Source organism: Pseudoduganella plicata (assembly GCF_004421005.1).
Classification (GTDB): domain Bacteria; phylum Pseudomonadota; class Gammaproteobacteria; order Burkholderiales; family Burkholderiaceae_D; genus Rugamonas; species Rugamonas plicata.
Window position 1 is genome coordinate 2,825,659 of the sequence record NZ_CP038026.1, and the last position, 11,374, is coordinate 2,837,032.

Sequence of the window (11,374 nt, forward strand, 5' to 3'; positions counted from 1 at the left end):
GCCTCCATCAGCGGCTCCATGCGTCAGTGGCAAGGGTGCGGATGCGGGCGGCGGCAAAATGCTGCGCCACCAGCGCGGAATCAACCATGCCGGCTTGCGACTGCCATATCTGTACGGTTGCGGGTGGCGCGCCCGTGCCGCTGCGGCGCAGCAGCCGCCGCAAGGGGACGACGGGATCGCCGCCGGCCGGCTCCACCTCCAGCGCCTCAAATTTACCGCCAACGCTGCGCAGCGCGGTGAGGCGACCCGGCTCGGCAAGCAGCAGCAGGCCGACGGTGCGCCGGATGCCGGTCGGCTGGCGCCAGTACGCGGCGGCGGTGACGGGCGTCACCCGGTTCAGGCGCAGCCCATGCGCGGCCATGCGGCTGGCGGCGTCCCCCAGCCATGCCTTTGGGATGGCGACCGCCAGGCCCGGCCGGCCAAAATGCCGGAAGCCGCAATGTACCGCCCAGCCGTCGTCCACCTCCACGCCGGCACGTTCGAAGCAGGCCTGCGCATACAGCGGCAATTGTTCAGGGCTCAGCAACTGGTCCTGCCACGGTAGCGCGACGCTGCGCGCCAGCGCGTCGGACACCAGCAGCTCGACGCTCGTGCCGGCGCCGCCCGCGCGGGCACATTCCAGCGCCAGCGCATCGACCAGCGGGCCAAGCTGGTCGCCGCCTTCATCCGGCATGGCCGGCAGGAGCAGCTGCCCCCCCGCGCCTGCACCCATGCGGCGCCGGGAAACAGCCCGCCGCGCAGCCGGCTACGCCACAAACGTAACACGGTTCACCTCCTGTAATGTAGTGTGGCCTTCGCGTACCAGGTCCAGCGCGACATCGCGCAGGAAGCGCGTCCCTTGGACCCGTGCCTGCTCCTTCAGGCTGCGGATCGATGCCCGCGCGACGATCATCTCGCGGATCTCATCCGTCAAACGCAATACCTCGGCAATCGCGCGCCGGCCACGGTAGCCCGTGTTGCGGCACTGGGCGCAGCCGCGGCCCGCCTTGAAGGCAAAGTTGTGCGGGTCGTGGATGCCCGATTCGGCCAGCAGTACGGGATCGATGTCCACCGGTTCGCTGCAATGCGGGCAGTTCTGGCGCAGCAGGCGCTGCGCCACGACGCCGGTCAGCGACGACACGAAGTTATACGGGTCGACGCCCATGTGCATGAAGCGGCCGATCACGTCAAAGGTATTGTTGGCGTGCACGGACGTAAACACCATATGGCCCGTCAGTGCCGACTGCACCGCGATCTGCGCCGTTTCCGGATCGCGGATTTCGCCGACCAGGATCTTGTCCGGATCGTGCCGCAGGATCGAGCGCAAGCCGACGGCAAACGTCAGCCCCTTCTTCTCGTTGACGGGAATCTGCAGCACGCCGGGCAACTGGTACTCCACCGGGTCCTCGATCGTGATCACCTTGTCCTCGCCGTGATTGATTTCCGTTAATGCCGCGTACAGCGTCGTCGTCTTGCCGCTGCCGGTCGGACCGGTCACCAGCATCATCCCGTACGGTTCGGCCGCCAGGCGGCGCAGCAGCGTGATCGTGCGCGCATCGTAGCCGAGCGAATCGAGCGTCAGCCGCTGCACGTTGTCCATCAGTGCCTTCTTGTCCAGCACCCGCAGCACGGCGTCTTCGCCATGGATGCTGGGCATGATCGACACACGGATGTCGATATCCCGGCCTTTCGACGCCACCCGGAAGCGGCCGTCCTGCGGAATCCGTTTCTCGCCGATATCGAGTTCCGCTAGGACCTTGATGCGGGCGATCGCCTGCTCCGCCAGCGCGGGGTTGTTGACCATGGCGATCCGGTTCAGCACCCCATCGATGCGGAACTTGATCAGCAGGCCCTGGGGCAGCGATTCCAGGTGGATGTCGCTTGCCTCGAGGCGCAGCGCGTCGAACACGGTGGAATTGATCAGGCGCACGGCGGGACTGGTCTCGCCCTGGATCGAACTGAATGTCAGGTCGCCGCTGGCATCGCGCTCGGCTTCGCTGACGATCTCTTCGCCCACCGCATCCGCCACCGCGCTGAACGCCGCCTCGTGCATTTCCAGCTTCGCCAGCACGGCTTCGGGGTTGGCAAGGTAGAGCTGCGTGATGCGGCGGTCGGCCAGCCAGGCGCCCAGGCCGCTGCGCAGCGGCTGCCCCAGCACGGCCAGCAGGCTGCCGTCGGCGTCCTGGGCTACGACCAGCACGCGGCCCACCATCGCCGTGTAATCGAAACGCTCGAACAGCGGCTCGATTGCCGCCAGCCGGGCAGCGTCCATCACCGGATAGGCCAGCGCCTCGGCCACGTGGCCCAGCGCGGTGTCGGCATTGGTGCCGTGTTGCCGGGCCAGCGTTGCCAGCCAGGCCGCGGGGCCGGCGGCATCGCTGGCCTCGACTATCTGTTGCAGGGTTATATCCATCGTCGTTTCAAACAATATTGGCCAGGTCGAAGATCGGGCTATACAACATCAGCACGATGCCGCCCACCACGAGACCGATGCCCAGCATCAGGACCGGCTCGATCAGGCGGCCGGCAGTGTCGATCCAGATCGTGGTTTCCTGGTCGTAGAAATCCGCGGTGCGGCCCATCATTTCATCCAGGTTGCCGGACGATTCGCCCGCCACCAGCAGGCGCACGGCCACTTCCGTCGTCAAGCCGTTATCGCTCATGGCCACCGACAGCGGTATGCCTTCGCTGACGCTGCGGATGGCCCGATCGAGATCGCCGTGCATTGCCGCAGGCAGCGAAGCACGCGTCATGCGCATGGCCGGCAGCACGCTCAGGCCACTGGTCAGCAGCATGCTCAGGGTGCGGTACAGGCGCCCCAGCTGCAGCACCTGGATACGTTCGCCGATCCATGGCAGCGTGAGGATCCGGCGGTAAAGGGCGCCGCGGATGGCCGGATGCACGACCAGCGTAATGGCCAGGGCCAGCAGGGCGGCCATGCCGCCCCATGCCAGCAGTTCGTTATTGCGCACGAAGGCGCCCCACCACCGCACGAAACCGGCGTCGCCATTGCGCATCGTGCCGGCATCTTCGTACACGGCCGAGAAGCGCGGCAGCACGTACAGCATCAGGAACACGATCACCAGGAAGCCCACACTGAGCAGGATGGCGGGATAGGTGGCCGCCGCGGCCAGCTTGCCGCGAATCTCGTCGACCTGGCGCTGGTATTGCATGTAACGGCTGATCGATGCACGCACCGTGCCGGTCGTCTCGGACGACCGGACCATCGCCACGTACAGCGCCGGGAAGACGGAGGGCAGCGCCGCCATCGCATCCGACAGCTGGTTGCCCTGTTTCAGCTCGCGCAGCAGGACTTCATAAATGGCCCGGTTGCGCGGCCGCCGGTCATTGCGGGCAAGGACGTCGACCGCATCGACGACCGTCTGCCCGGCCTCCAGCAGCGAATGCATCTGCTGGTTGAAGACCGACAGGTTGAACGCCGTGCGCGGCCCACGTCCCGACCACGAGCCGACCGCGCGCAGGCCGATCACGCGGCCGCCGTTACTGGCGACCAGGCGCCGCGCCTCGTCTTCGGTCGCCGCTTCGACCAGCGTCTCCTCTACCGCGAGTGCCGCTGTCAACAGTTTTATCCGGAATTGCATGGGCGCCCCTCAGTTCCAGCTGGCGACATCGGCGTCTTCGCCGATGCCATTCTGCTTGCCGTCGGCACCGAACGACACGATGTCGTACTCCCGGGCGGGATCGGCGGCGGGAAACCTGTAGACATAGGCGTGGTCCCACGGGTCGGCGGGAATGCCCTTCTTCAGATAGGGCCCCTGCCAGTTCGGTTCATTCGGCGGTTGCACGAACAGCGCCACCAGCCCCGCTTCCTGCGCGGGATAGTGGCCGGTATCGATGCGGAACTGGTCCAGCCCTTTTTCGAAGGACTCGATCTGCGCCCTGGCGATCTGCGTCTTCGAGCGGCCGATCTGGCTGAAATACCGGGGTGCCACGAACGCGGCGAGGAGGCCGATGATGACGATGACGACCAGCAGCTCCAGCAGCGTAAAGCCGCGCTGGCGCACGGCCGGGATGGTGGTGTTCATGGCTTGCTTTCCGGGTTGGGACGGTACACGAATTTCCAGTCGCTGTAGTGCTGTGCGTTGTCGAACCCGGCAAGCTCCTTCGGAAATCCGGCGCGTTTCAGCGGCTTGACCTGCGAGCGCGAATACACGCCGATCAGGGCGCCGCTTTCGTCATGCACCAGCCCCCACTCGCCCTGCGGGGTCAGGGGGTCGCGATACAGCTTGCGCAACGGCCGGCTGGGCCGCACCAGGCGCTGGTCATGCAATAAATCCTTCAGTTCGTGCGGATAGCTGGTCGCGGTGCCGGGCCCGCCAACATAGTACCGGCGGATCGCCTCGCGGTAGGCCTGGCCGCGCCACAGCAGTTCCGCCTCGAGATCGCGCCGTTCGGTGTTCAGCGTGTTTTCCAGCGCACGCACCGAAACGATCGACAGCACGCCGATCAGGAACATCACGACTACATAGCTGAACCCTTGCTGGCGCCGCATTACCAGTCCTTCAGCCATGTGCCGTCCCGCCCCTTGCCGGGGGCGCCGCTGCGCACGTCCGCGACCACGCCCATGGCCGGATCGGCCGGTGGCATCGCTATCCAACTGCGCGCGCTCTGGGTGAACGGGTCGACCGGGATCTTGCGCAGATAGCGCTCCGTCACCAGCTCATCGAGCGTGTCCGGATACCGGGTCCGGTCGGCATAAAACTTGTCGATCGCGTCGCGCATGATGTACAGGTCCTCGCGCAGCACGTCTTCCTTGGCGCGGTCCAGATTGCCGAAGTAGCGTGGCGCCGCCACGGCGACCAGCAAGCCGAGGATGGCCATCGTCACCAGCAGTTCGATCAGCGTGAAGCCGCGTTGGCGCATCGTTACCACTCCCGGTACGGCACGCCGTTCATGCCTTTTTGCGCCGATGTCGAGTAGACGTCGAACACGTCGTCCCCCGCCACCGGGGCGTCCGGCGGCGACAGGTAGCTGCGCTTGCCCCAGCTGTCGATGGCCGTGACGGCCAGGTTCGTGACGAACGGATCGCGCGGCACCCGGCGCAGGAAGTACAGGCGGCGGCCGTCACTGGCTGTCGCGTCGGGCACGCCCGCCGTCAGGTCCAGCAGCGAATGGGGATAGCCCGATTCGTCGGACTTGACGACGATCTTGCCTGCATCGGCAGCACGCTTGTAGGCGTCGATCGCCTCGCGGATGTCGCGCAGGGCGGTGCGCAGCTGGTGCTCGCGCTCGCGGCGCATTGTCGTTTCGATCACCGGCACCGCGACGGTCGCGAGAATGCCGAGAATGGCCGCCGCGGCCAGCAGCTCGATCAGGCTGAAGCCGCGCGCCGGCCGCCGCGTCCTTGGCGCCGTCATGGCGTGATCGCGATCCGGTGCCAGGCCGGCAGTGCCGGGCGGGAAATGGCGGTGCTGGCGCCAATCGGCGTGGCGGCGATCAGGCTGACCTGGGCTTCCGGCGCGGCGACGCGGGCGCGCAGCGTGACCGCCAGCACGGCGCCCTCGCCTTTCGCTTCGCCGCCCTCGTTGTTGAAACCGACGGAGGCCCGCCCGCTGGCCGCGTCCACCGACTTGCTGAATGCCCCTTTGCCGCCCTGGTTGAAATAGCCCCCGTCGTCGATCGAGACGATATCGAATTCGGCCGGATTGAAGCCCAGTTGCAGCGACGCCGCGCGCAGCGCTTTCGGGCTGTCCATGTTCAGTTTCAGCGTGACCGTCTCCCCTGCCTTGACGCTGGCCGGGCCGGTCCAGGCGAATTTCGGCGCGTCCGGCCCGGCGGCCGGCGTGACGACAGCGTCCGTGCCGGCCGCCGCCGCGGGGACGGCACCAGCGCCCGGCGCGCCGCTGGCGCCCTTCGCGTCCATCGTGCGCAGTTGCAGCGGCCGGTCGCGCAGCGTGCTTTCGGTACCGGACCAGAATGCCTCCTGGGCGGGATCGCGGCGGGCGATATTGCGGATCAGGCGCGGCGTGATCGACAGCACCACTTCCGTCTTCTGCGTCGAGTCGCTCTGGCTGCCGAACAGGCGGCCCAGGATCGGGAAGTCGCCCAGCAGCGGGATGCGGTTGCCGGACGCCCGGTCTTCGTCGCTGATCAGGCCCGCCAGTACCTGGGTCTCCCCGTCCTTCAGCCGCAGCGCCGTATTCACGTTGCGGGTGCCGATCTGGTATGCCTGCGACCCGTTGTTGGTCTTGACCGACGAAACCAGCGAGCTGACCTCCAGGCCGATCTTCAGGCCGATTTCGTCGCGCACGTGGATGTCCGGCTCGACTTCCAGCTTCAGGCCCACGTCCAGGTACTGGATGTTCTCGGTGACGAAGGTATTGGTGCTGGTGGTCGTCACGACGGGCACCTTGTCACCGATCATGATCTTGGCCTTCTCGCGGTCGCGCACGCGAATGCGCGGGTTGGCCAGCAGGTTGGCGTCCCCCACCGTCTTCTGCAGGTTGATCGTGGCACTGGGCACCGTGATGCCGATCTGCGTGGAGTTCAGGTTGCGCAGGTCGCTCAGCTTCATTGCCGACGTGGACGTGCCGTTGACGGGCACGGAACTGGTGGCGCCGAGCGGCGTCACCGTCAGCTGGCTGTTCCACTGCACGCCGGCGTTGAGCAGACGTGTGCGGTTGATTTCGAGGACTTCCACCTCCAGCATCACTTCCGGCTCTTCCAGGTCCTGCAGGCGGATCAGCTTTTCCGCCAGCGAGATCGTCTCGGGCGTTTCGCGCAGCACCAGCATATTGTATTTGTCGTCGACGTAGATATCCTTCAGCTTCAGGACCGTCTTGAGCATCGTGGCGGCCTGCTTCGCCTCGATGTTGGCCGTGTAGAACGCCCGCACGACGAGGTCCTGGTACTCCTTCAGCTTGGCCGGCGTGTTCGGATAAATCAGCACGCTGCTGGCGTTGAGCACCTTCTTTTCCAGCTGGCTGGTCGACAGGATCACGTCGATGGCGTCGTCCAGCGAGGTCTGTTTCAGGAAGACGGTCGTGCGCTGGTCCGGCTTGACGTCGCGGTCGAAGATGAAATTGATGCCGGTCGTGCGCGCCAGCGCGTCGAAGACGATCTTGACGCTGGCATCGCGGAACTCCAGGTTGATGGGCTTGCGGTATGCGGCGCCCAGGCTTGGCGCGGTGACGCTTTGCTGCGTCTGCGCGGCATCCAGTTCGGCGCGCAGCGTCAGCGCTTCCGGATGCGCCGGCACGCGTTTCAGGGCGCTCGTCAGCAGTTCGGCCGCCCGTGCGACATCCCCGGATTTCATGGCCGCACGTGCGTTGCTTGCCTCCTCGTCGGCGCGCGCCATCGAGGCGACGTTATCGAGTCCGGCGCGGGCACGGGCGTTGTCCGGATCGTATTTCAGGACGGTCTGGTAAGCCTGCTGCACATCGTTGCGCTCACCGCGCGCCAGCGCCGCCGTTGCCGTCTGGAGCAGGCGGTTGGTTGCGTTCTCCCGTGCACGCAGCCAGTCGCGCCGGTATTCGATGCTTTCCGGCTTGAGCTGGCTGGCCTGCGCCAGCTCGCTGACCGCCAGCGGATAATCCTGCTGCTCCAGCGCGGCGATGCCGCTGCGATGGTGCGACTGCGCGGCACATCCCGCCAGTGCGGCAAGCACCGCGATCGTGCCGAGCCGCTTCATTGTTTTCAGTGTCATTACCTGTCCTGCGCCGGTATCGGCAATGTCTGGCGCAGCCCCGACGACAGCGTCTCGAATTCGATCTGCGCCGCGCCGATGTTCAGCACCTTGTATGTTCCTTCGACCGTTTCCCCCTGACGCGCGAGCAGCACCTGGTCGCCGCGGCTGAGATAGATCACCTGATTGCCGTCGTCGACCATCTGGCCGACGAATTGATAAGGCAGCGGCGGCGGCGGTGGTGGCGCCGTATCCGCCACCACCACCGGCTCGACGGCGCGCGCCGCCTGGACCGGAACCGGAGCCGGCGCGGCCTGCCAGCCGCGCGCCATGAATGGATCGTCGTCGCTGGCGACCCAGTCCGGGCCGTGCGGCTGTGCTGCCGCTGCCGCGCCGCTGGTCGCGACGGACGGGACTGAGCCGGCCTTGCGCGCGGTGTCGCGCTCGGCCAGGGCCGGGACGACATCCCCGGACTCCTCGGCCGTCGGATAAAAGATGGCGCCGACCGTCAGCGCCAGGGCGCACAGGATCAAGGCCCAGCGGACCCGCGCGTCAACCATGCGGTTTCCTGAAGAAGCCGGAGAACGTCAGCTCGCACGCCAGCGCCGTCATGGCGGGGTTCTCGCGGCCGCAGCGGACCGCGTCCAGCGCCACATTCGGCATCTCGCTGGCCAGCGCGGCCACGGCCTTGCGCAGCTGCGGATAGCCACTCTTGACGGACAGGCTGATGCGGTAGCGCAGATAAGGCTGTTCGCGCGTATCCTCGAGCGCGTAGTTGACTTCGTCGAGCGGCAACCCGGCCTGCGTGACGACGGAAGTAAACGTGTGCACGACCGCCGCGCTGTCGAAGTCCGGCAGCACAGGAATATCGGCAGCCGCGCCACTGTCGGCGGACATGGGCGCCGGCCGTTGGGTGCGGGCATGGCGCAATGCGGCGATATCGTCGCGCACCTGGTGACGTTCGCTCTCCACGCGCCATGCAACGCCCAGCATGACCGCCAGTCCCAGAGAGGAGGCCAGCACCGCAACTGCAGCCAGGGGCTGGCTGTGCCAACTGCGGAGCAGGTAGAACTGGAAGAATCGTACGGCGCGCAACTTTATGCTTTCAGAAGATGCGCCCGGCTGGTTGCGCTTGGGAGGGGATTATATTGTTAGGAGGTAATTTGGATTCTCACCAATTGTCACGGTGCAGAAAAACAACGTTGCTGCGGGCGCACTGGACGGTTTGCAGTGCTGACTGAACGCGCTGCCCACAGCGTTGTTCGCCCAGCCGCCGCTGGCTTGCCTCACCATCAGGTGTCAAGTGAGAATCTCAATTCCGATGAGGTTGCCATCCTTGGTCAAAGTCCAAAATGAATATCAGGACCATTGTATTTAATGAGATCATGCAATTTCGCCTGTTTCTGCACCGCTCCTGCTGTGCGCTGGCCTGAATGGTTCGGCAGCGTTAGATACGCAACATCTTCATCGTCTTCGCTGATCTTCAACATCATTTTCGCCATCGCAGTATGCTTCCCCTAACTTTGCTCACGGGTAGTCGCCCCAGGCCAGGAAGATCGTAACCCATCAACCACCAGCGCGCGCCCTGCTATTTGCGGCATCGTCGTGAACCATGGATCTCGAACGCCTAACATGCCATCGGCTTCCTAAGCATCAGATGCTGACAGAACAAAGACCTCAACATCTTTAAAACCAGCCGAAGCGAGTACGCCCTCCAGCTTCGCCGCCTCATGACCGTACAACTGAGCAGATATAAGCTCTATCTGACACGACGGATCACGAATCACTGTGAACTTGACGCCTTCCCCTCGCCATACGTCCATGCCGAGATAAATCTCGGTATGACGAGCGTCAAATTCGGTCTCAAGTACAACGATCAACTTGTCAGGCAGTCGCGCCAGTGAGAAAAACGCCCAGCCGGCGTCCGTCAGACACCTCGCTATTGGAGATGGCAACAAGAACGCTGCAACATAACAACAGCACTCACCCATCGATATAATGTTTGCGCGACCTAATTACAAAAATCTCTCAACAGATTCGGTTTTCCGATTCCAACCAAACCGCGTTCCCGATCATCGAACTCCCCCAAGACTTTGAACAGTAGGCTGTCACTTTTGGTTACACTCTCAATGAGAGCCATGTCATGACCGAGCTCGCCGCGCCATCCAGTTTCAACTAATTGTTCCATGGTGGACTGCCCGGAACATGAAAGGATATACGCCGATTTTTCAGCCAATAAAGCTTTCGCAACTGAAGGTAGCGAAAGTTCAGAAATACAGATTGAACCAAAAAATTTCACCCCCTCATTCGATGCAACAACGTATTCGCTCGCCTCACAGGCATGAGAAATTTCAATCCCGCGTGCTTTAAGGGCGCCCCAAAGCTTATGGTATCGGGTGATTCGCGTGTCCGGCTGCCAAGCCGGACTAGCAATTAGCACCCACATCCTATGTCGGGGCAGTTTTCTTTGTACCAGACGATAGATGAACCGCAGTACGGCCAACAATGAATCATACGGTGCCACCCCAGCCTCCAACCAAGTGGCGCCACCTAGCTCGCAGCTCCCGGGGGCACCATATGAACGAACATTTATCACATCGTTAATATCGAGAATGTTTTCTGAAAAACTGAGCTTAATGGTCATAATCGTAATGATTCTTTGCTGGGTCATTAAAATGGGAGCCACGGTTTTGAGGGTCTCCTGGACCATAATTATGCCCCCCGGCGTCATCACGTATGCGTACCGTCCGAGTTCCACCGCCAGGTGCGGGCACCTCAAATTCGTAAATTCGACCAGGTTGTGGATTGCCACGTAAATCCTCATTGGGCAAAGTCCGACTAGGTTGCTGACTTGTAGGTATTCCAGCCTCACGTTTGGCCGCATTAAAAGCACCTGCACGTCCAGCTCCTGCCGGGGTCATGTTAGGCGCGCGCGCACCTTTAGCCAGCGCACCCTCACTAGCTCGGCCTCGTGTTACCAACATCATACCCAGCCCTACATACTCCTGCCAATTTTTCCTGAAACTGGCACCCGCAGCTTCCTTCCCCTTATCGTCCCCACCAATATAATTCACGGTGTCCGTCGCGAGTTTTTTGGCCGTTACATATACACGCTGGATATCATTGATAAGAAAGGCTTCTTTTGCATCTTCCCACACAGTGTGAGAAGCCTTGCCACTTGCAGTAGTATTTGTCGAGTTACTTGCTGCCCCGGGATTTTTAGTCTGTCGTACGTTTGGATCTGCCCCGATTCCAGTCTTGACGCCAACGATATACGCGCCAGGATTAGCTTCAAGGACCTTTTCGACTTCGCGCTTCAGCCTTAAGGCACACAAAGGATCCGCCGAGCCGCTGCAGTGCGACTTGACCACGTCCACATAGTCTTTTCGAGTCGGCTCCTTGGCTGGGTCTGATGCAAATCCCGTCGGATCGGTACGGTTGGTCGGATTGTTCAGTACGTAGCTGTAACGATTGTAACTCTGGCCGTCTACAGGGTTCTCGATCAATACATCGGCCGACAGGAACCTGCCGACCAGCGGATCGTACACGCGCCCGTTCATGTGTACCAGATCGAGCTGGTCCAGCATTTCATGACCCGTATAGCCGCGCTTGTCGACCTGTCCGTCCAGCGAATCCGGCGTGGTGGCGCCGTCGACGCTGCGGCGCTTGCCCCATGCGTCGTAGGCCAACCGCTCCTTCAGCGCGCCGGTGGCATCGGTCAAGCCAACGATACTGCCCAGCCGGTCGCTG

Annotated in this window: 13 protein-coding genes; all 13 read right to left on the reverse strand. The window is 63.4% G+C overall.

The features are described from left to right. Positions 1 to 7 precede the first annotated feature (7 nt). Positions 8 to 712, reverse strand: a complete 705-nt coding sequence (locus E1742_RS12290) for a hypothetical protein (protein ID WP_134385165.1) — start codon at positions 710 to 712, stop codon at positions 8 to 10. A gap of 33 nt (positions 713 to 745) precedes the next feature. After that, on the reverse strand, positions 746 to 2,392 hold the full coding sequence (locus E1742_RS12295) for a GspE/PulE family protein (protein ID WP_134385167.1): 1,647 nt from the start codon (positions 2,390 to 2,392) through the stop codon (positions 746 to 748). A gap of 7 nt (positions 2,393 to 2,399) precedes the next feature. Then, a complete protein-coding gene (locus tag E1742_RS12300; RefSeq protein ID WP_166793469.1) occupies positions 2,400 to 3,560 on the reverse strand; it encodes a type II secretion system F family protein in 1,161 nt (386 codons plus the stop codon). A 30-nt stretch (positions 3,561 to 3,590) separates the two neighbouring features. Next, complete coding sequence (gene gspG / locus E1742_RS12305; RefSeq protein WP_134385171.1) at positions 3,591 to 4,025, reverse strand: type II secretion system major pseudopilin GspG; 435 nt, start codon at positions 4,023 to 4,025, stop codon at positions 3,591 to 3,593. Further along, positions 4,022 to 4,510, reverse strand: a complete 489-nt coding sequence (locus tag E1742_RS12310; RefSeq protein ID WP_166793470.1) for a type II secretion system protein — start codon at positions 4,508 to 4,510, stop codon at positions 4,022 to 4,024. Before E1742_RS12310 ends, gspG begins: the two co-directional genes overlap by 4 nt. Beyond that, positions 4,492 to 4,872, reverse strand: coding sequence for a type II secretion system protein (locus E1742_RS12315; protein ID WP_206076749.1), 381 nt, complete (start codon positions 4,870 to 4,872; stop codon positions 4,492 to 4,494). Before E1742_RS12315 ends, E1742_RS12310 begins: the two co-directional genes overlap by 19 nt. Further along, positions 4,866 to 5,357 carry a prepilin-type N-terminal cleavage/methylation domain-containing protein gene (locus tag E1742_RS12320; RefSeq protein WP_134385177.1) on the reverse strand — a complete coding sequence of 164 codons (492 nt, stop codon included), beginning with the start codon at positions 5,355 to 5,357 and terminating at the stop codon, positions 4,866 to 4,868. The genes E1742_RS12315 and E1742_RS12320 overlap by 7 nt, the downstream gene beginning before the upstream one ends. Beyond that, entirely contained in the window at positions 5,354 to 7,645 is a 2,292-nt protein-coding gene (locus E1742_RS12325; RefSeq protein ID WP_134385187.1) for a secretin GspD/PilQ domain-containing protein, read from the reverse strand. Before E1742_RS12325 ends, E1742_RS12320 begins: the two co-directional genes overlap by 4 nt. Next, positions 7,645 to 8,184 (reverse strand): hypothetical protein, encoded by a 540-nt coding sequence (locus E1742_RS12330; RefSeq protein WP_134385189.1) that lies wholly within the window; start codon positions 8,182 to 8,184, stop codon positions 7,645 to 7,647. Before E1742_RS12330 ends, E1742_RS12325 begins: the two co-directional genes overlap by 1 nt. Beyond that, positions 8,177 to 8,647: a GspMb/PilO family protein gene (locus E1742_RS12335; RefSeq protein ID WP_134385191.1), complete on the reverse strand. Its 471-nt coding sequence runs from the start codon at positions 8,645 to 8,647 to the stop codon at positions 8,177 to 8,179. The genes E1742_RS12330 and E1742_RS12335 overlap by 8 nt, the downstream gene beginning before the upstream one ends. Before the next feature lie 317 nt (positions 8,648 to 8,964). Next, complete coding sequence (locus E1742_RS12340) at positions 8,965 to 9,126, reverse strand: DUF2283 domain-containing protein (RefSeq protein WP_134385193.1); 162 nt, start codon at positions 9,124 to 9,126, stop codon at positions 8,965 to 8,967. 509 nt (positions 9,127 to 9,635) lie between these two features. Next, the gene (locus E1742_RS12345; RefSeq protein WP_134385195.1) at positions 9,636 to 10,268 is read right to left on the reverse strand and encodes a hypothetical protein; all 633 of its coding nucleotides are present in this window, start codon (positions 10,266 to 10,268) and stop codon (positions 9,636 to 9,638) included. Next, positions 10,258 to 11,346 carry an RHS repeat-associated core domain-containing protein gene (locus E1742_RS26765; RefSeq protein ID WP_229466752.1) on the reverse strand — a complete coding sequence of 363 codons (1,089 nt, stop codon included), beginning with the start codon at positions 11,344 to 11,346 and terminating at the stop codon, positions 10,258 to 10,260. Before E1742_RS26765 ends, E1742_RS12345 begins: the two co-directional genes overlap by 11 nt. Positions 11,347 to 11,374 lie beyond the last annotated feature (28 nt).